The organism is Microbacterium sp. ZXT2-5 (assembly GCF_055329545.1).
Map to the genome: position 1 here is coordinate 298,399 of NZ_JBUZWD010000002.1, position 23,292 is coordinate 321,690.

Annotated in this window: 21 protein-coding genes; 10 read left to right on the forward strand and 11 right to left on the reverse strand. The window is 71.7% G+C overall.

Going from position 1 to position 23,292, the window contains the following annotated elements; all coding sequences use genetic code 11:
- Positions 1–137: 137 nt before the first annotated feature.
- Together ettA and ACZBH1_RS14890 are read left to right on the forward strand one after the other, a co-directional pair.
- A complete protein-coding gene (ettA, locus tag ACZBH1_RS14885; protein WP_463646822.1) occupies positions 138–1,817 on the forward strand; it encodes an energy-dependent translational throttle protein EttA in 1,680 nt (559 codons plus the stop codon).
- Positions 1,810–2,331, forward strand: coding sequence for an acyl-CoA thioesterase (locus ACZBH1_RS14890; RefSeq protein ID WP_463646823.1), 522 nt, complete (start codon positions 1,810–1,812; stop codon positions 2,329–2,331). The genes ettA and ACZBH1_RS14890 overlap by 8 nt, the downstream gene beginning before the upstream one ends.
- 1 nt (position 2,332) lies before the next feature.
- Here ACZBH1_RS14890 and ACZBH1_RS14895 read toward each other — a convergent pair whose 3' ends face one another.
- Entirely contained in the window at positions 2,333–3,220 is an 888-nt protein-coding gene (locus ACZBH1_RS14895) for an acyl-CoA thioesterase (RefSeq protein WP_336397135.1), read from the reverse strand.
- Positions 3,221–3,303: 83 nt separating this feature from the next.
- Between ACZBH1_RS14895 and ACZBH1_RS14900 the strand changes: the two genes are divergently transcribed.
- Positions 3,304–3,981 carry a DUF8185 domain-containing protein gene (locus ACZBH1_RS14900; RefSeq protein WP_336396982.1) on the forward strand — a complete coding sequence of 226 codons (678 nt, stop codon included), beginning with the start codon at positions 3,304–3,306 and terminating at the stop codon, positions 3,979–3,981.
- Between the two features lie 35 nt (positions 3,982–4,016).
- On the opposite strand, the gene ACZBH1_RS14905 is transcribed toward ACZBH1_RS14900, so the two are convergent.
- From ACZBH1_RS14905 to ACZBH1_RS14950, 10 genes are all read right to left on the reverse strand, one after another.
- The gene (locus tag ACZBH1_RS14905) at positions 4,017–5,681 is read right to left on the reverse strand and encodes an FAD-binding dehydrogenase (protein WP_463646824.1); all 1,665 of its coding nucleotides are present in this window, start codon (positions 5,679–5,681) and stop codon (positions 4,017–4,019) included.
- Between the two features lie 29 nt (positions 5,682–5,710).
- Positions 5,711–6,223: a globin gene (locus ACZBH1_RS14910; RefSeq protein WP_463646825.1), complete on the reverse strand. Its 513-nt coding sequence runs from the start codon at positions 6,221–6,223 to the stop codon at positions 5,711–5,713.
- Positions 6,220–7,338, reverse strand: coding sequence for a mechanosensitive ion channel family protein (locus tag ACZBH1_RS14915; protein ID WP_463646826.1), 1,119 nt, complete (start codon positions 7,336–7,338; stop codon positions 6,220–6,222). Before ACZBH1_RS14915 ends, ACZBH1_RS14910 begins: the two co-directional genes overlap by 4 nt.
- Positions 7,339–7,384: 46 nt before the next feature.
- Positions 7,385–8,092 carry a response regulator gene (locus ACZBH1_RS14920; RefSeq protein ID WP_463646828.1) on the reverse strand — a complete coding sequence of 236 codons (708 nt, stop codon included), beginning with the start codon at positions 8,090–8,092 and terminating at the stop codon, positions 7,385–7,387.
- On the reverse strand, positions 8,089–9,384 hold the full coding sequence (locus ACZBH1_RS14925) for a sensor histidine kinase (RefSeq protein WP_463646829.1): 1,296 nt from the start codon (positions 9,382–9,384) through the stop codon (positions 8,089–8,091). The genes ACZBH1_RS14920 and ACZBH1_RS14925 overlap by 4 nt, the downstream gene beginning before the upstream one ends.
- Positions 9,385–9,394: 10 nt before the next feature.
- The gene (locus tag ACZBH1_RS14930) at positions 9,395–10,198 is read right to left on the reverse strand and encodes an ABC transporter permease (RefSeq protein ID WP_463646830.1); all 804 of its coding nucleotides are present in this window, start codon (positions 10,196–10,198) and stop codon (positions 9,395–9,397) included.
- A complete protein-coding gene (locus ACZBH1_RS14935) occupies positions 10,195–11,106 on the reverse strand; it encodes an ABC transporter ATP-binding protein (protein ID WP_463646831.1) in 912 nt (303 codons plus the stop codon). The genes ACZBH1_RS14930 and ACZBH1_RS14935 overlap by 4 nt, the downstream gene beginning before the upstream one ends.
- A 203-nt stretch (positions 11,107–11,309) precedes the next feature.
- Positions 11,310–13,856 (reverse strand): aminopeptidase N, encoded by a 2,547-nt coding sequence (gene pepN / locus ACZBH1_RS14940; protein ID WP_463646832.1) that lies wholly within the window; start codon positions 13,854–13,856, stop codon positions 11,310–11,312.
- A gap of 112 nt (positions 13,857–13,968) precedes the next feature.
- Positions 13,969–15,666, reverse strand: a complete 1,698-nt coding sequence (locus ACZBH1_RS14945) for a SulP family inorganic anion transporter (RefSeq protein ID WP_463646833.1) — start codon at positions 15,664–15,666, stop codon at positions 13,969–13,971.
- Complete coding sequence (locus ACZBH1_RS14950; RefSeq protein WP_452324450.1) at positions 15,663–16,025, reverse strand: ArsR/SmtB family transcription factor; 363 nt, start codon at positions 16,023–16,025, stop codon at positions 15,663–15,665. Before ACZBH1_RS14950 ends, ACZBH1_RS14945 begins: the two co-directional genes overlap by 4 nt.
- Positions 16,026–16,079: 54 nt before the next feature.
- Here ACZBH1_RS14950 and ACZBH1_RS14955 point away from each other — a divergent pair, with 54 nt between their 5' ends.
- The 7 genes from ACZBH1_RS14955 (at position 16,080) to ACZBH1_RS14985 (ending at position 23,254) form a co-directional block, all read left to right on the forward strand.
- Positions 16,080–17,279: a ferrochelatase gene (locus ACZBH1_RS14955; protein ID WP_463646834.1), complete on the forward strand. Its 1,200-nt coding sequence runs from the start codon at positions 16,080–16,082 to the stop codon at positions 17,277–17,279.
- Between the two features lie 42 nt (positions 17,280–17,321).
- On the forward strand, positions 17,322–17,870 hold the full coding sequence (locus tag ACZBH1_RS14960; protein ID WP_463646835.1) for a ribose-5-phosphate isomerase: 549 nt from the start codon (positions 17,322–17,324) through the stop codon (positions 17,868–17,870).
- Positions 17,871–17,874: 4 nt separating this feature from the next.
- A complete protein-coding gene (locus tag ACZBH1_RS14965) occupies positions 17,875–18,873 on the forward strand; it encodes an Fpg/Nei family DNA glycosylase (protein ID WP_463646836.1) in 999 nt (332 codons plus the stop codon).
- A gap of 50 nt (positions 18,874–18,923) precedes the next feature.
- Positions 18,924–19,565, forward strand: a complete 642-nt coding sequence (locus ACZBH1_RS14970) for an FMN-binding negative transcriptional regulator (protein ID WP_336396992.1) — start codon at positions 18,924–18,926, stop codon at positions 19,563–19,565.
- Positions 19,562–21,067, forward strand: a complete 1,506-nt coding sequence (locus ACZBH1_RS14975; RefSeq protein WP_336396993.1) for an amidohydrolase — start codon at positions 19,562–19,564, stop codon at positions 21,065–21,067. Before ACZBH1_RS14970 ends, ACZBH1_RS14975 begins: the two co-directional genes overlap by 4 nt.
- Positions 21,068–21,176: 109 nt before the next feature.
- Positions 21,177–22,574 (forward strand): sensor histidine kinase, encoded by a 1,398-nt coding sequence (locus ACZBH1_RS14980; RefSeq protein ID WP_463646838.1) that lies wholly within the window; start codon positions 21,177–21,179, stop codon positions 22,572–22,574.
- Positions 22,571–23,254 (forward strand): response regulator transcription factor, encoded by a 684-nt coding sequence (locus tag ACZBH1_RS14985; RefSeq protein ID WP_378881113.1) that lies wholly within the window; start codon positions 22,571–22,573, stop codon positions 23,252–23,254. The genes ACZBH1_RS14980 and ACZBH1_RS14985 overlap by 4 nt, the downstream gene beginning before the upstream one ends.
- The last annotated feature ends 38 nt before the right edge of the window (positions 23,255–23,292 follow it).

A 23,292-nucleotide genomic window follows, 5' to 3' on the forward strand; every position in this document is an offset into this window, starting at 1 on the left:
CCGGGACCGCGGACGGCGGCGGCAGTCCCGCGGTCCTGCCGCGAGCGGACGCGACGGCGCGGGCCCACACGCCCGCCGCACCGGCGGCCGGTAGGCTGGGACGCTGACGTCCGACTCCAAGGAGAACTGAATCCCGCATGGCTGAGTACATCTACTCGATGGTCCGCGCCCGCAAGGCCGTTGGAGACAAGCTGATCCTCGACGACGTCACCATGGCGTTCCTGCCCGGGGCGAAGATCGGCATGGTGGGCCCGAACGGCGCCGGAAAGTCGACGATCCTCAAGATCATGGCGGGCCTGGATCAGCCCTCGAACGGCGAGGCGAAGCTGACTCCGGGCTACTCGGTCGGCATCCTCATGCAGGAGCCGGAGCTCGACGAGACGAAGACGGTGCTGGAGAACATCCAGGACGGCATCGCGATCAAGCCCAAGCTCGACCGCTTCAATGAGATCTCGGGTCTGATGGCCGACCCCGACGCCGACTTCGACGCACTGCTGGCCGAGATGGGCACCCTGCAGGAGGAGATCGACGCAGCGGACGCGTGGGACCTCGACTCCCAGCTCGAGCAGGCGATGGACGCGCTGCGGACCCCGCCGGGCGACGCCGAGATCGGGCCACTGTCGGGCGGTGAGAAGCGCCGCGTCGCGCTCACGAAGCTCCTGCTGCAGAAGCCCGATCTGCTCCTTCTCGACGAGCCCACGAACCACCTCGACGCCGAGAGCGTGCTGTGGCTCGAGCAGCACCTGCAGAAGTACCCCGGCGCCGTGATCGCGATCACCCACGACCGGTACTTCCTCGACAACGTCGCCGAGTGGATCGCCGAAGTCGACCGTGGCCGCCTGATCGGCTACGAGGGCAACTACTCGACCTACCTCGAGAAGAAGGGCGAGCGTCTCGCGATCCAGGGCAAGAAGGACGCGAAGCTCGCCAAGCGACTCGCCGAGGAGCTCGACTGGGTGCGGTCCAACCAGAAGGGTCGTCAGGCCAAGTCCAAGGCGCGCCTGGCCCGCTATGAGGAGATGGCGGCAGAGGCCGACCGCACGCGCAAGCTCGACTTCGAGGAGATCACGATCCCCCCGGGCCCGCGCCTGGGAAGCATCGTCCTCGAGGCGAAGAAGCTCCAGAAGGGCTTCGACGGCCGCTCGCTCATCGACGGGCTGACGTTCAGCCTGCCGCCGAACGGCATCGTCGGCGTCATCGGCCCGAACGGCGTCGGCAAGACGACCCTCTTCAAGACGATCGTCGGCCTCGAACCGCTCGATGGCGGAGATCTCAAGATCGGCGAGACCGTCAAGATCAGCTACGTCGACCAGTCGCGCTCGAACATCGATCCGAACAAGACGCTGTGGGAGGTCGTGTCGGACGGGCTCGACATCATCACGGTCGGCAAGACCGAGATCCCCTCACGCGCCTACGTGTCGAAGTTCGGCTTCAAGGGTCCCGATCAGCAGAAGAAGGCCGGCGTGCTCTCGGGCGGCGAGCGCAATCGCCTCAACCTCGCGCTGACCCTCAAGGAGGGCGGCAACCTGCTGCTCCTCGACGAGCCCACGAACGACCTCGACGTCGAGACTCTGCAGTCGCTCGAGAACGCGCTCCTGGAGTTCCCCGGCTGCGCGGTGGTCATCACGCACGACCGGTGGTTCCTCGACCGCATCGCGACGCACATCCTCGCGTACGAGGGGACCGACGAGGACCCCGACCGGTGGTACTGGTTCGAGGGCAACTTCGAGGCCTACGAGGCGAACAAGGTCGAGCGGCTCGGACCCGATGCGGCGCGTCCGCACCGCACGGCGTACCGCAAGCTCACCCGTGACTGACGGCGGCGACGCGACGGTCGCGGCCGCGGCTCGCGACCGTCGCCTGCACATCCCCATCCACCTGAGATGGGGTGACCTCGACGCGTTCAACCACGTCAACAACACGTCGATGCTGAAACTGCTCGAAGAGGCCCGCGTGCGGGCGTTCTGGGTGCCCGAGCCTGGAGAGGACGCCCCGTCCACGGCCGTGCTCGATTCCAGCATCTTCAGCGGGATGCTGACGCTCATCGCCCGGCAGGAGATCGAGTACCTCGCCCCGGTGCCGTATCAGCGGCATCCGCTCGACGTGCAGATGTGGTTCGGCAAGCTCGGCGGCTCGAGCATCGAGGTGTGCTACGAGGTGTGCAGCCCGCTCGCGACCGCGGAAGCGAGTCAGACCGTGTACGCGCGGGCCACGACGGTCATCGTCAAGGTGGATGCCGAGAGCGGACGGCCGATGCGGCTGACGACGCAGGAGCGGGAAGCCTGGGAGCCGTACCTCGGCGAGCCGATCCTCTACGCCCACCGGCGCTGACTCAGCCCTCCGGAGAGTCCTCGTCCGGCACCCGGACCATGATCTCCTGCGCGACGCTGGCCATCAGCGTGCCGTCGGCGGAGTAGATGCGCCCGGTGGCCAGACCCCGCCCGCCCCGCGCGCTCGGGGACTCCTGCACATACAGCATCCACTCGTCCACCCTCCCGAAGCGGTGCCACCACATCGCGTGGTCGAGGCTGGCGACCTTGAGCCCACGCGTGGACCAGGCCACCCCGTGGGCGCGCAGGATCGATTCCTGGATGGTCAGGTCGCTCAGGTAGGCCAGGGCCGCACGGTGGACCGACGGCGTGTCGGGGATCGGCCGTCGCACGCGCATCCACACCGCCTGTCGGGGCACCCGTTCACCCGAGACCGTCGCGTAGATCGGCGAGGGGATGTGCCGCAGGTCGACGGGCCGATCGGTGAAGAGCCGCTTGGACATCGGATGCAGCCCCTTCAGGTGCGACTCGACGTCGGGCAGATCGTCCGGCGCGGGGACGCCGTCCGGCATCGGCGCCTGGTGATCCAGGCCGGGGTCGTCGTCCTGGAACGAGGCGATCATGGAGAAGATCGGCACGCCCTCCTGGAACGCCTGAGTGCGGCGCGTCGAGAACGAGCGGCCGTCGTGTATGCGATCGACGGAGAACGTGATGCCTTCGGTGGAGTCGCCCGGCCTGAGGAAGTACCCGTGCATGGAGTGCACGACGCGTTCCTCCGGGATCGTCCTCGACGCGGCGACGATCGACTGCGCCAGCACCTGGCCGCCGTAGACCCGGCCCAGCGGCATGTGCTGCGAGGTGCCCGTGAAGATGTCCTCCGTGGTGCGGGCGTCCGATGCGCTCAGGTCGATCACCGACAGCATCGAGGCGACGGGATCCGCCTCCGGCATGGCCTCGGCGTTCCGGTCCTGGTCCACGCTGCTCCCTCCCGGGGCGTCCGCCGCCCGCAGGTCCGCTTGGTAGCTTAGGGGCGATGTCTCCGCGCCTCCTGCTCGCCGATCCCGACTCCGCCGCCGACGCCCTCACGTTCGCCGGACGCGCCGCCCGGTTCACGGTCGAAGGGGTGAGGCTGGCCGCATCCGGCGGCGTGCTCGCCATGACGGCGGCGGCGCTCGCTCCGCGCGGCTTCGGCGATCCGACGCCCACGGTGCTCGCTCTGCGCACGCTCGCCGCCGACCCCGAGCTCGTGTGCGACCTGGTGGTGGAGGCATCCGCTCTGTCCGCGGCGGACGACGACCCGCGCGCGCTGAACCTCCCCGAGACCGCCCTGTCGCCCGCCTGGGCGGGCATCACCCCGCCGCGGACCGGCTGGGACGCCCGGCCGGGGATCGAGGCGTCGACCCTCGCCGCCACGGCCCAGGGCGGCATCGCCCGCGTCTCGGATGCGGTTCCCACGGACTCCGGCGAGGACGTCGTGCGCGCGGTGCGCGCCGCGGTGTGGGGTGCCCCCGACGAGGAGCTCGGGGGCCTGCCCGCCGGCGTGGCCTTCGCGGCCCTCAGCCTCGGCTTCATCAGCGGCGCCGAGACGGCGCGCGTGTTCGCCAGCGGTCCCTGGACGCGGGTGAGCCTCACCCGGGGTCACGTGCTGGTTCGCGGCCCGGTGGCCACCGGCCTCACGGCCGTGCGCAGAACCGGCTCGGCGTCGAGCTGACCGGAAGCGGCCGATCACCGGCGCCGGGAAGCCGTTCAGAGCGCCGCCGCTGCCGCACGCCCTGCGATGCGCCCGGAGAAGAGGCATCCGCCGACGAAAGTGCCCTCCAGCGCGCGATAGCCGTGGACGCCGCCGCCGCCGAAGCCGCTGGCCTCGCCCGCGGCGAACAGTCCGGGCACCGGCTCGCCGCCGGCTCCGAGGGCCCGCGACGACAGATCGGTCTCGATGCCGCCGAGCGATTTGCGCGTCAGCACGTGCAGCTTCACCGCGATGAGCGGACCGGACTTCGGATCCAGGATGCGGTGCGGAGCCGCGGTGCGGATGAGCCGGTCGCCGCGGAAGGCGCGCGCTGACCGCAGCATGGCGATCTGCGCATCCTTGGTGAAGTCGTTCTCGACCTCGCGGTCGCGCGCGTCGACCTCGAGCCGCACGCGATCGCCGTCGAGCACCTCGCCGCCGGGGAGGGCGCGCATGCCGGCGATGAGGTCGTCCAGGTCGTCGCGGACCACGAAGTCCGCGCCCCGGTCCATGAAGGCCTGCACGGGTCCGGACGCCCCCTTGCCCAGTCGCGACGAGGCCAGCAGCCGGAGGTCTTTGCCGGTGAGGTCGGGGTTCTGCTCGCTGCCCGAGAGGGTGAACTCCTTCTCGATGATCCGCTGGGACAGCACGAACCACGAATGGTCGTACCCCGTCGCGCGCAGGTGCGAGAGGGTGCCGAGCGTGTCGAAGCCGGGGAACAGGGGCACGGGCAGACGCGAGCCGGTCGCATCCAGCCACAGCGACGATGGGCCGGGGAGGATCCGGATGCCGTGACCCGGCCACACCGGGTCCCAGTTCTGGATGCCCTCCACGTAGTGCCACATGCGGTCGCCGTTGATGAGCCGGGCGCCGGCGGCTGACGCGATGGGCTGCATCGAGCCGTCGACGTACGCCGGGACGCCGGTCACCATCGTCTGCGGTGCGGCCCCGAGGCGCGCGGGCCACCACCGGCGCACGAGGTCGTGGTTGCCGCCGATGCCGCCCGAAGCGACGATCGTCGCGCCCGCCGTGACGGCGAAGGAGTCCACCACGTCGCGGGAGCTCGCGACCCCGCGGGCGGCGCCGGAGGGCGCCAGGACGTCGCCCGTCGCACCCGTGACGACGCCGTCCTCGACGGTGAGCGAGACGACGCGGTGACGGGGGAGGATCGTGATCCGGCCGTCCGTCTCTGCGGCCTCCACCTCCGTCTGGAACGGGGCGACGAGCCCCGGGCCGGTTCCCCACGTGACGTGGAAGCGGGGCACCGAGTTGCCGGGGCCCATCGCGGTGTAGCCGCCGCGCTCGGCCCATCCGACGATGGGGAAGAACCCCACGCCCTTCTCGCGCAGCCAGGCGCGCTTCTCGCCGTGGGCGAAGTCGAGGTACGCATCGGCCCAGCGGCGCGGCCACAGGTCCTCGTCGCGGTCGAAGCCGGCGGTGCCGAGCCAGTCCTGGCGGGCCAGCTCGATCGAGTCGCGGATGCCGAGCCGGCGCTGCTCCGGCGAGTCGATGAAGAACAGCCCTCCGAACGACCACCAGGCCTGCCCGCCGAGGTTCGACCGCGGCTCCTGATCGACGATCGTCACGCGCTTGCCCGCGGACGCGGCCTCCGCCGCGGCCACGAGGCCGGCGAGGCCCCACCCGATCACGAGGACGTCGGTGCGGTGGCTGGCAGTGGGCATGTCGACTCCTTCGTCGGCGGTGGCCTGGGTCAGCGGGACGGGTCGGGGTCCGCCGGGGGAGCGGCCGTGACGGGAAGCGAGGTCGCCGCCCGCGCACCTGCGGCCGGTCCGATGCCCGATGGCTGGAAGGTGTTCACCATCGCGTGCGCCGCCCGCTGCAGGTAGTCCCACAGCGTCGCCTCGTGCAGCGGCGGCAGGTCGAGCTCGTCGACGGCCACCCGCATGTGGGCGAGCCAGCGGTCGCGCGCATCGGGGTCGACGTGGAACGCGGCATGCCGCATCCGCAGCCGCGGATGCCCGCGCTGGGCGCTGTACGTCGTGGGTCCGCCCCAGTACTGCTCGAGGAAGAGCGTGAGCCGCTCCTTGGCGGGCCCGAGGTCCTCCTCGGGGTACATCGGGCGCAGCACCTCGTCGTCGGCGACGCCTCGGTAGAAGGCGTCCACCAGGCGGACGAACGCCTCGTGCCCACCGATCTCCTCGTAGAAGCTCAGCGGGACGGCCGAGGGCTCGGCGGGAGCGGGGCTGACGTGTTCGTCGGTCATGACGTGCCTCCGGGGGTGCTGCCGTCTTCGGCGTCGCCGGGCTGCGGGTTCTTCTTCGGGGTGCGCTTGGGCTTCCACACCGGTCTCTCGACCGCAGGGGGGACCGGGGTCGGCTTGGTCTTCGGCGGGTTGGCGCCGCGCACCCGCTGCGCGCCCTCGATGCCCGTGGGCATGACGGCGGTCAGCGCGGGGAGACTGATGCCCATCTCGTCGATGGTGTGCTTCAGTCGCATGCGCAGCTCACGCGCGACGTCGTCCTTCGCGTTTGCCCGCGTCTTCATCACGAGCCGGATCACCAGTGCGTCGCCCGAGATCGACTCCAGCCCCCACACCTCGGGCTGCTCGAGGATGCGCGTGCGCCACTTCGGGTCCTTCGCCAGCCCCTTAGCCGTGTCGAGCAGCGCCTGCTCGACCTCGGCGATGTCGGAGTCGACGGCGACCGAGAGGTCGATGATGACCCGCGACCACCCCTGGGACAGGTTGCCGATGCGGGTGATCTCGCCGTTGCGCACGTACCAGAGCGTGCCGTTGACGTCCCGGACGTGCGTCACCCGGACGCTCACGTACTCCACGATCCCGGTGGCCAGGCCCAGGTCGACGACGTCGCCGATGCCCACCTGATCCTCGGCGACGATGAAGATGCCGTTGAGCACGTCCTTGACGATGTTCTGCGCACCGAACCCGAGGCCTGCGCCCACGGCGGCCGTCAGCAGCGTCAGCGACCCGAGGGCCGTCGGCGCGACGACGTTGATGACCAGCAGGATCGCGATCACGACGATGGTGACGTTGACCACGTTCTGCAGGATCGAGCCCAGCGTGCGGGTGCGCTGCACCAGCCGCACCGAGGCGAGCGGGGAGCGTTCGAGCGCCTGCGTGTCGTCGACGTTCGCCTTGGACTTCGCCCCGTTCACGATCCGGTTCACGACGCGGCGGATCACGAACTTGAGGATCCAGCCGAGGATGAAGGCGCCGAGGATGATGAGCGCGATCGACAGCACGTTCCATCCGGCGGCCACGAAGAAGTCACCGATGCCCGTCCAGAATGCGGCGTCGGTGATGCCGGGGCTTTCGGGGTCGGAGGTCTCGCCGGTGTCGGCGTGGGGGGCGCTGATCATCGTGACGATCCTAACGAGGTGGCGGCGCGCCGACCTGCGTCCGTACTCAGGCTGACGGCGCCGGGCTGCTGTCCCGGGGCGGAGGCGTCGACGCGTCGACGAGCCGGTGCCGGTGCGCGAGGATCACTGCGTGCACGCGGTCGCGCGCTCCGATCTTCGTGAGGACTCGGCCGACGTGCGTCTTCACCGTCGATTCGCTGAGGAAGAGTTGACGCGCGATCTCGGCGTTCGTCATCCCGTGCGCGATCGCGAGGAAGACACCGCGCTCCCGGTCGGTGAGCCCCGCGGTCGGATCCTGCCCTGCGTCGATCGGCTGGGGCGCGGGGGCGGCGTGCAGCCGCTCGATGAGGCGGCGGGTCACCGAGGGCGCCAGCACGGCGTCGCCACGGTGCACGGCGCGGATCGCCGACGTCAGCTCGACCCGCTGCGCGTCTTTCAGCAGGAATCCGCTCGCACCCGCGTCGAGTGCCCCGAACGCGTACTCGTCGAGATCGAACGTCGTGAGGACCAGCACACGCGTCTCGGGGTGGGCGCTGACGATCTCGCGGGTCGACGTGATGCCGTCGGTGCGCGGCATCCGGATGTCCATGAGCACCACATCCGGTGCGTGCGCGGCGACCGCACGCACGGCCTGGTCGCCGTCCGATGCCTCGCCGACCACCACGATGTCGGGCTCCGCCTCCAGGACGAGCCGGAAACCCACGCGGATGAGCTCCTGGTCGTCGACGAGGACGACGCGGATGCCGTCGCTCACGGTGCGGTCTCCTTCGACGTCGCTGCTTCTCTGCGCTCCCGGGGCAGCGTCGCGTGCACCGCCCAGCGACCGCCCTCCACGGGCCCGGTCTCGAGTGTCCCGCCCGCGTGGGCGATGCGCTCGCGCAGGCCGAGCAGACCGAACCCGGCGGGCGGCGCGGGATCCGCCTCTGAGGGCGCCGCGTGGACGCCGTCGTTCACGACCTCGATGTCGATCAGGTCGTCCCGCATCGTGAGTCGCACCTCTATGGCGGTGGTGAGCGGGGCATGGCGGATCGCGTTCGTCACGGATTCCTGCACGATCCGGATCGCGGCGAAGCGGGCTTCGGCTGAGAGGTCGTCCCACCGCCCTTCGGCGTGGAGGACGACGGGGAAGCCGGCACGCTGCGCGGCCTCGACGGTGTCCGCCACGCTCGTCGTGTCGACAGGCGTCAGCGGCGCCTCCTGCCCGGACCCCGGCGCCCTGAGAACCCCCAGCATCGCGCGCATCTCGGTCAGCGCACTGCGGGCGGTGTCGGCGATCCGGAGCGTCGCGGCGCGGGCACGCTCGGCGTCGGGCGTCGCGGCGGCGCCTTCGGCGAGAGCCACGACGACCGTGAGGTTGTGCGACACGATGTCGTGCATCTCGCGCGCGATGCGGGTCCGCTCGGCGGCGGCGGCGAGCTTCGCCTGCTGGTCCCGCTCCACCAGCAGCTGCCGCGATCGGTCGATGAGGGCCTCGAGGTAGCGGCGCCGGTTTCCGACGTTGGTCCCGAGCAGTCCGCCCACGACCATCGCGACGAGGCCCGACACGAGGGAGGTCACCAGCAGGCCGAGCTCCGACGGCGCACCGATCGCCGCCGCCGCCGTGGCGAGTGCGAGTGCGGCGCCGGCGACCCCGAACGCGATCCAGGCGGTGCGCGCCGAACGGTACACCGCGACGGCGTAGAGCGAGAAGGCGGGAAGCAGGTGCGTCGCGGGAACGAGACTCGGCGGCAGCACGACAGCCGGGAGGACGCACACCGCGAAGACGAGGAGCGGCCGGGTGCGACGGAACATGAGCGATCCGCACGCGAGGACGACGAGCGCGATCGCCGACCACGTCTGCGCCCCGGTGGGCGGCGTCGGGAACTCCGAGCGGAAGGTCGCCGCCGGGAGTGAGAGCAGAAGCGCGACCGCGGCGACCAGCGCGTCCGTGATTCGCGGATGCCGCGCCCAGAAGCGGCGCAGGACCCCCGGCGGCCGCGGCAGCAGAAGGCCGTCGTCGGTGCTGGCGGGGGCACCGACGACGGCGTCGCCGTGACGATCGGACATCCGGTCGACTCTACGCGTCACGCGTGCGCAGCACGCCCCACCCGATCAGGAGCGGAACCAGCGCCCAGCCGGCGAGGGCCAGGAGCGACGGCAGCACGTCTTCCGCGCCGGGGGTGGTCAGCGCCGCCGCCGCATTCATCGGCAGGTACTCGGCGAGGTCGACGATCCAGCGCCACCCCTCCCCGGCCATCGAGAACAGGCTGGAGACGATGGGCAGCACGAACAGCACGCCCACCGTGGTCGCGATCGCGCCGGCGCCGTTGCGGATGATGAAGCCGAACCCGAGGCCGATGAGGGTGAATGCCACCATCGACAGGATGCCGAATCCCAGCGGCACCGCGGACTGCGACGGCTCGGACCAGTCGATCCTTTCGGTGAGGAAAGGGGCGGTCGCGACGATCGCGATCGCGAAGATCAGCGCGGCGACGAGCGCCATCAGCACCGAGACGACGGCCGCCTTGGCGAGTACGACGGCACCGCGGCGCGGCTCGGCCGTGAGGGTCGAACGGATCATCCCGGTCGAGTACTCGCCGGTGATCGCGATGGCGCCCAGGATGCCGGCGACCAGCATCGTGAACTGCGTGGGAGACAGGATGGCGCTGATCGCCGGATAACCAGGACCGAAGCTCGCGGACGCGCTCGCGATCATCATCGAGATCCCGATGGAGAGCACCGCGGCCACCGCGAGCGACCACCAGGTCGAGCGGAGGGTGAGGAGCTTGATCGCCTCGCTGCGCAGGAGACGCCCGAAGCTCAGGCGGTAGGGCGACGTGACGCGCGTGCGCGTCGTCGCTTCGGTGGCGAGGGCGGTCATGCGATCTCCTTGGACTTGTACTCGACGGCTTCACCCGTCAGCGCGAGGTATGCGTCCTCGAGCGAGCCGGTGCGGGAGGTGAGCTCGTGCACCGGGATGCCGAGAGACGCGGCGAGGTCGCCGAGGGAGGCGGCGGTGACGCCGGTGATCTCGGCGACGCCCGGCTCGGCGGCGGTGACGGTGATGTCAGGCCCTTCGACGGCTGCGACGAGCTCGCCCAGGCGCGGCGATCGCACCAGGACGGTGTTGCTCGTCCAGGCCCGCACGAGCTCCGACAGCTCAGCGTCGGCGAGCACCCGCCCGCGGCCGAGGACGATCACGTGATCCGCGGTCTGAGCCATCTCGCTCATGAGGTGGCTGGACAGCAGCACCGTCCGGCCTTCGGCGGCGAGATGCCGCACGAACTGGCGCACCCACCGCACGCCCTCGGGGTCGAGGCCGTTGACCGGCTCATCGAGGATGAGCGTGTGCGGGTCGCCGAGCAGTGCCGCAGCGATGCCGAGCCGCTGACCCATGCCCAGCGAGAACTTGCCGGCCCGCTTGCCTGCGACGGGGGTGATGCCGGTGAGCTCGATGACCTCGTCCACGCGTCCGCGGCCGATGCCGTGGGTCGCGGCCATGGCGCGCAGGTGATTGCGGGCGGAACGCCCGGTGTGCACGGCCTTGGCGTCGAGGAGGACGCCGACCTCCGTCAGTGGCGCGCGCATGCGGGCGTACGGCACGCCGTTGACGGTGACGGCGCCGGCCGACGGCCGGTCGAGGCCGACGATCATGCGCATCGTGGTCGACTTGCCTGCGCCATTCGGTCCGAGGAAGCCGGTGACCTTCCCCGGCTGAACCGCGAAGGACACCTGCGAGACCGCGGTCTTGTCCCCGAAGCGCTTCGTGAGCTGTTCTGCAACGATCATGCCCACCACGCTACGAACGGACGTGGGACGGCGCGTCCGCCCAGGGGATGAACCCCCCGGCGCCCCGTGGTACCACGGTGCCGAAGACGACGGTCCCCACGGCCAGATGCTCCGCGCCGCCGGAGCTGAGCGCGGAGCCTCTGGTCGCGGTGCTCCATGCCTCGGCCCCGCCTGAGAGCGGGCCCGAGGCATCCGATCAGGGATTACTGGGCGTCGCGGTCCTGCACCGACAGTGCGCGCTCGACGCCGGCGAGGTTCTCGGCGACGAGGCGACGCAGCGCCGGCGCGGCGTCGGCGTTCGCTTCGAGCCATGCGCGCGTCGCGTCGCGCAGAGCCACGTCCGCGAGGGGCGCCGGGTACAGCCCCACGATGAGGTACTGCGCGATCTGGTACGTGCGCGAGTCCCAGATCGGCAGCAGCGCGTCGAAGTACTGCGGCACGAACTCGCCGAGCAGGTCACGGCCCGCCGGGTGCACGAAGCCGAGCGCCGCGGAGCGGACGATGGTGTTGGGGAGGTCGTCGCTCTCCACCAGCGACGTCCACGCCGCGGCCTTGGCCGCTGCGGTCGGCAGCGCCGCCTTGGCCTGCGCGGCGAACTCGCCGCCCTTGGCGGTGTTGTCGGCGGCGAGGGCCGCCTCGATGTCGGCGTCGGTCACGATGCCTCCGGCCGCGAGAGCCACGAGCAGCTGCCACGACAGGTCGGTGTCGATCTCGAGGCCGTCGAGGGCCGCCTCACCGTCACGCAGCCGGCGCACCGTGTCCCACTGGCTCGGCGTGGCCGCCGCGGACGCGAAGGCGGTGACGAACTGCAGCTGGCTGTCGCCGCCCGCCTCGGCGCGCTGTGCGAGATCCCACAGCGCATCGGCCACCTTGGCGCGCGTCGCCTCGCGCTTCTCGGGCGCGACGTACGCGTTGGCCGCGAGCAGCAGCTGCGCGAGCGTCGTGCGCACGGTGGTCGACTCCGTCTCGGCGCCGATGTTGCGCAGCACCAGGTCGACGTAGTCGGAGGCGGATGCCTCGGCGTCGCGGGTCTGGTCCCACGCGGCACCCCACACCAGCGAGCGGGCGAGCGGGTCGCTGATCTTGCCGAGGTGGTCGATCGCGGTCTGCAGCGATTGGGCGTCGAGGCGGATCTTCGCGTAGGCGAGGTCCTCGTCGTTGAGCAGCACGAGCGCGGGACGCTTGGTGCCCTTGAGCTCCGGCACCTCGGTGAGGTCGCCGTCGACGTCCAGCTCGACGTGGTGCACGCGCACCAGCGCGTCGCCCTGGAGGTCGTAGAAGCCGACGCCGAGGCGGTGGGGGCGGATGGTGGGGTAGTCGGCCGGGGCGGTCTGCACGATGGCGAAACGGGTGATCGTGCCGTCGGCATCCGTCACGATCTCGGGTGCGAGCGTGTTGACGCCCGCGGTCTCGAGCCACTTCTTCGACCACGTCGACAGCTCGCGTCCGCTGGTGACCTCCAGCTCGGCGAGGAGGTCCGACAGCTCGGTGTTCGACCACTCGTGCTTCTTGAAGTAGGCGGCCACGCCGGCGAAGAACGCCTCGATGCCCACCCAGGCGGCCAGCTGCTTGAGCACGGAGCCGCCCTTGGCGTAGGTGATGCCGTCGAAGTTGACCTGCACGTCCTCGAGGTCGTTGATCTGCGCGACGACGGGGTGCGTGGAGGGGAGCTGGTCCTGGCGGTACGCCCAGGTCTTCTCCATCGCGTTGAAGGTGGTCCACGCCTCGGTCCACTCGGTGGCCTCTGCGGTGGCGATGGTCGAGGCCCACTCGGCGAACGACTCGTTGAGCCAGAGGTCGTTCCACCACTTCATCGTGACCAGGTCGCCGAACCACATGTGCGCGAGCTCGTGCAGGATCGTGACGACGCGACGCTCCTTGACGGCATCCGTCACCTTCGAGCGGAAGACGTACGTCTCGGTGAACGTGACCGCACCGGCGTTCTCCATCGCGCCCGCGTTGAACTCCGGCACGAAGAGCTGGTCGTACTTCGCGAACGGGTACGCGTAGTCGAACTTCGCCTCGAAGTAAACGAAGCCCTGGCGCGTCTTTTCGAAGATGTAGTCCGCGTCGAGGTGCTGCCACAGGCTCTTGCGCCCGTAGACGCCGAGCGGGATGACGCGGCCGGAGGCGCTCGTCAGCTCCGAGAACGTGGCCTCGTACGGACCGGCGATGAGGGCGGTGATGTACGAGGAGATGCGCGGTGTGGGCTCGAAGCGCCAGGTCGCGCTGCCGTCGCCGTGCCTCTTGGGCTCGGGGGTGGGGGAGTTCGACACGACCTTCCACGGCTCCGGCGCGGTGACCGTGAACTGGAACGTCGCCTTGAGGTCCGGCTGCTCGAACACCGCGAACACGCGGCGCGAGTCCGGCACCTCGAACTGCGAGTACAGGTACACCTCGCCGTCCACGGGGTCGACGAAGCGGTGCAGGCCCTCGCCGGTGTTGGTGTAGAGGCAGTCGGCGTCGATGACGAGCTCGTTGTCGGCGGCCAGGTCGCCCAGCGCGATGCGCGAGTCGGCGAAGGCCGTCGCCGGATCGAGCGCGCGGCCGTTGAGGGTGATCTCGCGCACCTCGCGGGCGATCAGGTCGATGAACGTCGAGGCGCCGGGCGTCGCGGTGAAGCGCACGACGGTGCGCGATCCGAAGACCTCCGCGCCCTTCGTGAGGTCCAGCACGACCTCGTACGACTGCGTGTCGACGATCGCGCGGCGCTCCTGCGCCTCGATGCGGGTGAGGTTCTCTCCAGGCACTGCTTCGGCTCCCGTGGGTGAGGATGACGGATGATGTCTTGGGCCCGTTGTGCGGACACACGGTCCGGCGGACGCCGCCAGCGCTGCTGGCGCCGGCGACAACCGGTCCAGCTTACGCGGTGTGCGCCCCCGATCGCCGTCGCACGTGGCTGCGGGCGTGCTCCAGCGCGGGTTCGAGCTGCGTGAACAGGTGGTTCTGGTGGCGGAGCGAGGCCAGCACGCCCACGGTGCGGAACAGCTCCTCGTGGCCGGGCTGCACGCCCTTGATCAGCACGGTGACGCCGCGGCGCTCGAGCGTCTGCACGATATCGGTCAGCACGCGCGCGCCCGTCGCGTCGACCAGCTCGAGTCTGGACATCCGCAGGATCACGACGGAGATCCCGCTGAGACCGGTGATCGCCGCGGAGACGCGGTCCGCCGTGGCGAAGAAGAGCGGTCCGTCCAGCCGCACCACGGCGATGTGCTCGTCCTCCGGCATCGGCTCGCCCGGCGGCGGCTCCCGGTGCGCCGACGCCGACCGGGACAGCGTGCGCAGCGCGAAGACGCCCGCGCACACCACGCCGATGGCGACGGCGACGATGAGGTCGAACGACACCGTCACGAGCGCGGTGATCCCGAAGGCGAGCGCGTCGGAGCGCGTCGAGCGCAGGATCGCACGCACCGTCGCCGCGTGCACCATGCGCACCGCCGTCAGCATGAGCACGCCCGCGAGGGCGGCGAGCGGGATCGCGCCGACCGGTCCTGACGCGACGAGGACCACGCCCAGAAGCACGACGGCGTGCACGAGCGAGGCCAGCCGTGTCCGGCCGCCCGAGCGCACGTTGACGGCCGTGCGGGCGATCGCACCGGTGGCGGGCATGCCGCCGAACAGGCCCGACCCCACCGAGGCGATGCCCTGGCCCACGAGCTCCCGGTCCGGGTCGTAGGCGCCGGTGTCGGCGAGGGAGGCGGCCACGCGGGCCGAGAGCAGGGATTCGATCGCCGCGAGGGCGGCCACGGTGACGGCGGGGATGATGAGGTCGCCGAGCACCGCGGGGTCGAGGGTGGGGAGCGCCGGGGCGGGGAGCGATGCGGGGAGCGCGCCGATGGCGGCGAGCGGTGTCGGCAGCAGCACGGTGAGGACCGTGACGATCACGATGCCGACGAGCGAGCCGGGGATGGCGGGGTGCAGGCGGGGAGCGGCGATCATGCACGTGATCACCAGGCCGGCCGCGCCGAGCGCCCACGGGACGTACGCCCAGTCCGCCGCGGCGACCGCCTCGACGGCGGCGGCGACCGCGTTGGCACTGTGCTCGCCCGCCCCTGCCGGCGCGGCCGAGACGAGGAGCGGCACCTGCTGCAGGAAGATGATCACCGCGATGCCCAGGGTGAACCCCTCGATGACCGGCCACGGGATGAACGACACCGCGCGCCCGAGCCGCAGCACGCCGGCGAGGAGGACCAGGACGCCCGCCATCACGCTGACGGCGGCCACGGCCGCCGGTCCGTGTGCGGCCACGATCGGCACGAGCACGACCACCATGGCTCCGGTCGGCCCCGAGACCTGCACGTTCGAGCCGCCGAACACCGCGGCCAGGACGCCCGCCACGATGGCCGTCACGAGGCCGGCCTCCGCCGTCAGGCCCGCGCTCACCCCGAACCCGAGTGCCAGCGGCAGCGCCACGATGCCGACGGTGACCCCCGCGACGAGGTCCGCGCGCCAGCTCCGCCTCAGCCCGCGGTAGTCTGCGGCGGACGGGAGGAGCGCCCGGAGGACGGCACCCGCCCGCCGGCGTGGCCGCGCCGGCGTCGCGGCATCCGCCCCGCTCATCGGGCGGGGAGGGTCGGAAGCGAGCCGGCGTCGGCGAGGAGGTCGCGCTCGGATGCCAGCACGTCCAGGAGGAGCGCACGGGCGACCGCGAGCAGCTCGGCCACTTTGTCGTCGGCGAGCCGGTAGTACACGCGGCTCGCGCGGCGCTCGGAATCCACCAGACGGTGGCGTCGCAGCACGGCGAGGTGCTGCGAGAGGTGCGACGGCTCCAGCCCGGTCTCGGTCTGGAGCTCGGCGACCCCCACCTCGTCGGCGGCGGACAGGATCTCGAGGATGCGGATGCGCAGCGGATGGGACAGGCCTTTGAACAGGCCCGCCTTGACCTCGTAGAGCGGACGCTGCTGACGTGTTAGCGGCATGATGAATTCATCATATCGCGCTGGGGGCCGCGTCCGCGGTGTCAGGATGGGGGGGTGACGTCCTCCGAGCAGCACGTGGTCCCGTTCGCCTCTCCCGCCGCTGCGCCGGGCGCCCCGTGGGTGGAGCAGCCGGTCGCGTACGACGCCCTGCTCCTTGCGGGGTTCGGCGGCCCCGAGGGCCAGGACGACGTCATCCCGTTCCTGCGCAATGTCACCCGGGGGCGCGGCATCCCCGACGAGCGCCTCGAGGAGGTCGCGCACCACTACCGCCATTTCGGCGGGGTGAGTCCGATCAACGCGCAGAACCGCGCGCTCAAGGCGGCGCTCGAGGCGGAGCTCGCCCGCCGCGGCATCGACCTTCCGGTGTACTGGGGCAATCGCAACTGGTCGCCCTATCTGGCCGAGGCGGTGACGGATGCCGCGGCCGCGGGTCACACGCGCCTCCTCGGGCTCGCCACCAGCGCCTATTCCTCGTTCTCGAGCTGCCGGCAGTACCGCGAGGACTTCGCGCGCGTGCTGACCGAGACCCAGCTGGCGGACACGGTCACGATCGACAAGGTGCGTCAGTTCTTCGACCACCCCGGCTTCGTGCAGCCGTTCATCGACGGCGTGCGCGACGCGGTCGCCGCCTTCCTCTCCGACGGCCACGCGCCGGAGACGGTCCGCGTGCTGTTCTCGACCCACAGCATCCCGACGGCGGATGCCGAGCGCTCCGGCCCCCGCGCGGGAGACGAGCGGCACCGCGACCTGGGGGAGGGCGGCGCGTACGCCGCCCAGCACCTGGCGGTGGCCGAGGTCGTCATGGCGGCGGTCGCCGCCGAAGTGCCGGGCGCCGAGCGCATCGGGTGGGAGCTGGTGTACCAGTCGCGCTCCGGCCCGCCCACGCAGCCGTGGCTCGAGCCCGACGTCAACGACGTGATCTCCGGTCTGCCCCCGGCGGGCATCGAGGCCGTGGCGATCGTGCCGCTGGGCTTCATGAGCGACCACATGGAGGTGCTCTGGGACCTCGACACCGAGGCGATGGAGGCCGCCGCCGAGGCGGGCATCCGCGCCGTGCGCACGCCGACTCCGGGAGTGGACCCCGTCTTCGTGTCGGGGCTGATCGACCTCGTGGAGGAGCGGCTCCAGGGGACCCCCGCGGCCGCCCGCGCGCACCGCACCGACCTCGGCCCGTGGTTCGACGTGTGCCGGCCCGCGTGCTGCGAGAACGTCCGGGCCGGCTTCAAGCCCGCCGCGGCGGGCATCGCCCCCTGAGGCGCGTCTTCCCGCCGCGCGTGGCTCTCTAGGATGGAGCCCATGCGCATCCACATCGCGACCGACCACGCCGGCCTCGAGTTCTCGACGCAGCTCCAGCACCACCTCGCCGCCGCCGGTCACGAGGTCGTCGACCACGGCCCCATCGAGTACGACCCGCTCGACGACTACCCCGCGTTCTGCATCCGCGCCGCCCAGGCGGTCGTGCGCGACCAGGCAGACGGCATCGAGTCCCTCGGCGTCGTGTTCGGCGGGTCCGGCAACGGCGAGCAGATCGCCGCCAACAAGGTCGTGGGGGTGCGCGCCGCCCTCGTGTGGAGCGTCGCGACGGCCGAACTCGCTCGTGAGCACAACGACGCCAATGTCATCGCGATCGGCGCCCGCCAGCACACCTTCGCCGAGGCGGCGTCGTTCATCGACCGATTCATCGCGACCCCGTTCTCGGGCGAGGAGCGCCACGCGCGGCGGATCGCCCAGCTCGCGGCCTACGAGCAGGACGGCGCGCTCGAGCCGGACCCGCGCGCCACCGCAGCCGGACAGCCCGACGTCCTGGCCGCCGACGACAGCTCGTTCGACCCCGAAGCCGGCTGACCCGATGCCCGAGGGCCATTCCGTCCACCGCATCGCTCGTCAGTTCGATCGCAACGTCGTCGGCCGGCCCGTGCAGGCCTCCAGCCCGCAGGGTCGCTTCGTCGAGGGGGCCGCAGTCCTCGACGGCCGCACGGCGACCTCGGTGCGGGCCGTCGGCAAGCAGATGTTCCTCGAGTTCGACGACGACCTGTGGCTTCGCGTGCATCTGGGCATGTACGGCGCGTGGGACTTCGCGGGCGAGATCCTCGTCGACCCGACCATCGCCTCCGCGAACGGCCGCATGGGGCAGACCAACCAGCGCGGCACCGACGTCGGCGAGCCGATCCTCGACGCCGCGGGCGAGAACTCGCTGACGTCGATCGGAGCGCCCCGCCGCACGCGCGTGCACGTGCGCATGTCGGAGCAGACCACCGGGCTGGCCGACGAGGGCGACAGCTGGCCGCCGCCCGTCGTGGGGCAGGTGCGGCTCCGCCTGCTGACCGACGTCACCTGCGCCGACCTTCGCGGCCCCACCGCCTGCGAGTTGCAGACACCCGACGAGGTCGCCGCCACGATCGCCAAGCTCGGACCCGACCCGCTGGTGGACGACGTCGCCGAGGGGGAGGAGCGGTTCACCTCGGTCGTGCGTCGCAAGCCGACCGCGATCGGGCTGCTCCTGATGGATCAGGGCGTCGTGAGCGGGATCGGCAACGTCTATCGCGCCGAGCTGCTCTTCCGTGCGCGTCAGAACCCGCACACACCGGGCCGCGACGTGCCGGAGGAGATCGTGCGCGCCATCTGGCAGGACTGGGTGCGGCTGCTCGCGATCGGCGTGGAGACCGGTCAGATGATGACGATGGACGACCTCGACGAGCACGCCTATCGCAGGGCGATGGCCAGCCGCGACGACCGCCACTGGGTGTACCACCGCGCGGGTCTGCCGTGCCGCGTCTGCGGCACGGCGATCGTGGTCGAGGAGGCCGCCGGCCGCAAGCTCTACTGGTGCCCGTCCTGCCAGCGCTGACCGCCACGGCGTCGGGCGTCGCGCCGCGAGCGCGCCCATAGGCTGGAGCCATGCGTCAGAACCCGAGCTTCGCGATGACGGATGTGGGCGAGATCCGCCGGCTCATCGAGCACAACCCGTGGGTCACGATCGTGAGCGCCGCCGACGGGGGGCTCGTCGCCTCCCACTACGCGGTCCTGCTCGATGCCGGGCGGGACGACCTCACGATCGTCGGTCACGTGGGCAAGCCGGACGATCTCGTCCACGGTCTCGGGGACCGTGAGCTGCTCGTGGTGGTCCAGGGGCCTCACGGCTACGTCTCGCCCGGGTGGTACGGCGACACTCCGAGCGTCCCGACCTGGAACTTCGTCTCGGCGCATCTGAGCGGCATCCCGGAGCTGCTCACCGCGGAGGAGAACCTCCAGGTGCTCGAGCGGCTCGTCGCGCGATTCGAGAGCGGGATGCCGCAGCCTCGGATGATGTGGGCGCCGCCGAACGACCCCGACTACGTGCGCCGTCTCGAGCGGGGCACCGTCGGATTCCGGCTCACGCCCACGCGGGTCGTCGGCAAGCGCAAGCTGAGCCAGAACCGCCCCGACGAGACCGTCGAGAACATCATCACGCAGCTCGAAGCCGGTGGCGGCCCCTACGCCGACCCGCGGCTGCCGGGCGAGATGCGCCGCGACCTCGAGACCCGTAAGGCCGCCCGGTGACGGCGGGCCGCGGCGACGTTCCCCATGTCATCGCGAATGCCCGGCTCACCGGCGCCGACCGCACCGATCCGTTCGGCGACGAGCCCGTCGACGTCCACCTCGCCGACGGCGTGGTGGCCGACATCGCCCCCGCCGGCGCCCTGCCCCGCCGCGGCCCGGTGCTCGACGCCGACGGTGGGTTCGTCGTCCCGGGGCTGTGGGACCACCACGTCCACACGGTGCAGTGGGCGCTGTCGGCGCAGCGCGCTGCTCTCGGCGACGCGGCATCCGCCGCCGAGGCTGCCTCGCTCATGAGCGCCGCAGACGTCCTCCCGGACGGACGCCGGGTGGGCGGCGGCTTCCGCGACGCGTTCTGGCCGGACGCCCCGGATCTGGCCGTGCTCGACGCCGCGACCGGCGACGTGCCGACCTACCTCGTCAACGCCGACGTGCACAGCGTGTGGCTCAACTCCGCCGCGCTGCGCCGTGAGGGCTTCGAGCCGGACGGCGTCGGCATCCTGCGCGAGGAGCCCGCATTCGAGATCTCGCGGCGCCTCAACGCCGTCGACGCGTCGGTGTCCGATCCTCTCGTCGCGCGGATGGCGCAGGATGCCGCCGCGCGCGGCGTCGTCGGGCTCGTCGACCTCGACATGGCGTGGAACGAGGACGCGTGGGTGCGTCGCCTGGCCGGTGGGTTCGACGCGCTGCGCGTCGCGTTCGGCATCTACCCGGAGTTCCTCGACCGGGCCGTCGCCGAGGGGCTGCGGACCGGCGATGCCGCGCGGGGCGCGGCATCCGATCTGGTCCGCGTGGGTCCTCTCAAGGTGATCACCGACGGATCCCTCGGCACCCGGACGGCCGCGTGCTCCCACGCCTATCCGGGCGATCCGCACGATCACGGTCTCCTCACCGTCGATCTCGCGACGCTGGTCGATCTGATGAGCCGCGCCACCGCCGCCGGCATCGCCTCCGCCATCCACGCGATCGGCGACGTCGCGAACGCGCGCGCCCTGGACGCATTCGCGGCGACCGGCGCCTGGGGCACGGTCGAGCACGCGCAGCTGGTCGCGCACGCCGACCTCCCGCGCTTCGCCCGCCTGGGCGTCGGCGCCAGCGTCCAGCCCGTTCACGCCCTCGACGACCGCGATCTCACCGACACCCTGTGGGCCGGCCAGACCGCGCAGCCCTATCCGCTGCGGGCGCTGCACGAATCGGGAGCGAACCTGCTGTTCGGATCGGATGCCCCGGTGTCGCCGCTCGACCCCTGGGCGGCGATGGCGGCGGCGGTCTTCCGGACGCGCGACGGTCGGGACCCGTGGCAGCCGCAGCAGCGGATCGACGCCGCGACGGCGCTCGGTGCCTCGACCCGCGGCGGATCCGCCGAACCCGCCCGCATCGCCCCGGGCGACGTCGCGGACCTCGCGATCTGCGAGCGCGACCCTCTGACGGCCGACGAGGCGCAGCTGCGCGGCATGCGGGTCGCCGCGACGGCGGTCGGCGGGCGCCTCACGCACATCGCGTGACGCGGGCACTCATCGGGGGTCTTCCCCCGTACGTCTTCGGGTGGATGTCGGATGCCGCAGCGCCGGCCGCGCCGGGAGGCTGGGATCATGACTTCCGAGGGAGACTCCCATGAGCACCACGATCATTGAATCCGCGCCGTTGCAGCCGCCGGCCGCGACGGCGGTCGGCAGCGGCTTCTGGGCGTCCTACGGCCGCGCGTGGGCGCGGACGCCGGGCAGCGCGCTGTACCTGCTCGTGGTCTTCGTCCTCGCCATGCTCTCGCTCAGCATCCTCGCGGTGCTCTTCTCAACGAGCGTCGGCCTCCTGATCCTCGTCGTCGGACTGCCGCTCGCCGTGCTCACCCTTCTCATCGCGCGCGGCTTCGGCGTCGCCGACCGCTTCCTGCTCCGCCTCACGGGTCTGCCCGCGATCGCAGAGCCCGAATGGAACCGCGACAGGACCGATGCGACCGGTTTCTGGATGACGCTCACACGTCCGCTCCGCAACGCGCACTGCTGGGTGTACCTCGTGCACGGCATGGTCGTCAGCCCGATCATCAGCATCGTGTCGTTCGCGCTGACCACCGTGTGGCTCAGCGTGGGGCTCGGCGGCCTCACGTACTGGTTCTGGGGGCTGTTCCTGCCGCGCGACGACAGGTCGGGCCAGTGGGGGCAGTACGTCGCCGACTACCTGCCGGGGCTGTTCGGCGGCTGGTCGAGCTGGGTCCTGGAGGTGACGCTGTATCTCATCGCCGGCATCGTGTTCACGGCCACGATGCCGTGGGTGCTGGGAGGCCTGGCCCGCGGGCACCACGCCGTGGCCGCGGGCATGCTCGGCCGCTGGGACTCCGACGATCTCGCCGCGGAGGTGCGCGCCGAAGCGGCTGCGCGAGGCGCCGCGGTGCACGCCGAGGATCTCGGGCTGCGCCGCCTCGAGCGCGACATCCACGACGGGCCGCAACAGCGCCTCGTCCGACTGCAGATGGATCTCGCGGCCCTCGAGCGCCGCGCCGAGGCGGGAGACGCGGATGCCGCGGCCGACCTCGCGCGCGAGGCACGGGGGCACGCGCAGGCGGCACTGGACGAACTGCGCGCCCTGTCCAGCGGCGTCGCCCCGCCGCTGCTGCAGGATCGCGGACTCGCCGCGGCGCTCGACGCCCTCGCCGCGGGTTCGCCGCTGGCCGTCCAGGTCGACGTCGACCCCGCCATCGACCGGGCGGTGAGCCAGGAGACGGCACGAGGCGTCTACTTCGTGGTGGCCGAGCTGATGACGAACGCCGTCAAGCACTCCGGCGCCACCGCCGCGACCCTGCAGGCGTCGCTGCGGCGCGCGGCGGGCGGTGCTGCGACGCACCTGGACGTCTGGGTGGTCGACAACGGGCGCGGGGGCGCAGTGGTCACGCCGGGCCACGGCCTGGAAGGTCTTCGTGAGCGCGTCGCGGGCCTGCGGGGCGTGCTGGACGTTCGGAGCCCTATCGGCGGGCCGACATCGGTCGGCGCCCACGTCCCCCTGGCGGGCACGCCGTGACCGCTTCGGCCTCTGAGGCGACGGGCGCCTCCGGCCCGCTCCGCGTCGTGCTGTTCGAGGATTCGCTCCTCCTGCGCGAGGGCCTGGTGAGACTCTTCGACGAGGCCGGCTACCTCACCGCCGGGGCATGGGGCGACGCGCAGGATGTGGTGGCGCGTGTGCGCGACGCGCAGGCGGATGTCGCGATCCTCGACGTGCGCCTGCCGCCGGGGTTCCGCGACGAGGGCATCCGGGCTGCGCTCGACGTGCGGGCGGCGCTTCCCGGAGTCGGCATCCTGGTGCTCAGTCAATACGTCGAGGCGGTGTATGCCCGCGAGCTGCTGGCCGGCGGCGAAGGGGGCGTCGGCTACCTGCTCAAAGACCGGGTGACCTCGCTCGAGGAGTTCACCGACGCCGTGCGGCGCGTGCGGGAGCGGGGCACCGTGCTGGATCCGGTCGTCGTACAGGCTCTGCTGTCCGCGCGTCCCGACCCGCTCTCGAGCCTCACGCCGCGGGAGCGGGACGTGCTGACGCTGATGGCCGAGGGACGCAGCAACGGGAGCATCGCCGAGCGTCTGTTCATCGGGGTGGGCGCTGTCGAGAAGAACATCAGCGCGATCTTCGCCAAGCTCGGCCTGGAGGAATCGGGCACCGAGCACCGGCGGGTGCTCGCCGTCCTCGCGTTCCTGCAGAGCCCCTGACGACGAGAGCCCCCGGGAATCCCCGAGGGCTCTCGTCA

Excerpts from the sequence above, each read along its gene's own strand:
- ACZBH1_RS14895 (WP_336397135.1), bottom strand. The coding sequence starts at position 3,220 with ATGCCGGAGGCGGATCCCGTCGCCTCGATGCTGTCGGTGATCGACCTG.
- ACZBH1_RS14950 (WP_452324450.1), bottom strand. The coding sequence starts at position 16,025 with ATGCCGCTAACACGTCAGCAGCGTCCGCTCTACGAGGTCAAGGCGGGC.
- ACZBH1_RS14910 (WP_463646825.1), bottom strand. The coding sequence starts at position 6,223 with ATGACCGACGAACACGTCAGCCCCGCTCCCGCCGAGCCCTCGGCCGTC.
- ACZBH1_RS14900 (WP_336396982.1), top strand. The coding sequence starts at position 3,304 with ATGTCTCCGCGCCTCCTGCTCGCCGATCCCGACTCCGCCGCCGACGCC.
- ACZBH1_RS14960 (WP_463646835.1), top strand. The coding sequence starts at position 17,322 with ATGCGCATCCACATCGCGACCGACCACGCCGGCCTCGAGTTCTCGACG.
- ettA (WP_463646822.1), top strand. The coding sequence starts at position 138 with ATGGCTGAGTACATCTACTCGATGGTCCGCGCCCGCAAGGCCGTTGGA.
- ACZBH1_RS14970 (WP_336396992.1), top strand. The coding sequence starts at position 18,924 with ATGCGTCAGAACCCGAGCTTCGCGATGACGGATGTGGGCGAGATCCGC.
- ACZBH1_RS14925 (WP_463646829.1), bottom strand. The coding sequence starts at position 9,384 with ATGTCCGATCGTCACGGCGACGCCGTCGTCGGTGCCCCCGCCAGCACC.
- ACZBH1_RS14905 (WP_463646824.1), bottom strand. The coding sequence starts at position 5,681 with ATGCCCACTGCCAGCCACCGCACCGACGTCCTCGTGATCGGGTGGGGC.
- ACZBH1_RS14935 (WP_463646831.1), bottom strand. The coding sequence starts at position 11,106 with ATGATCGTTGCAGAACAGCTCACGAAGCGCTTCGGGGACAAGACCGCG.
- ACZBH1_RS14965 (WP_463646836.1), top strand. The coding sequence starts at position 17,875 with ATGCCCGAGGGCCATTCCGTCCACCGCATCGCTCGTCAGTTCGATCGC.
- ACZBH1_RS14945 (WP_463646833.1), bottom strand. The coding sequence starts at position 15,666 with ATGAGCGGGGCGGATGCCGCGACGCCGGCGCGGCCACGCCGGCGGGCG.
- ACZBH1_RS14915 (WP_463646826.1), bottom strand. The coding sequence starts at position 7,338 with ATGATCAGCGCCCCCCACGCCGACACCGGCGAGACCTCCGACCCCGAA.
- ACZBH1_RS14930 (WP_463646830.1), bottom strand. The coding sequence starts at position 10,198 with ATGACCGCCCTCGCCACCGAAGCGACGACGCGCACGCGCGTCACGTCG.
- ACZBH1_RS14980 (WP_463646838.1), top strand. The coding sequence starts at position 21,177 with ATGAGCACCACGATCATTGAATCCGCGCCGTTGCAGCCGCCGGCCGCG.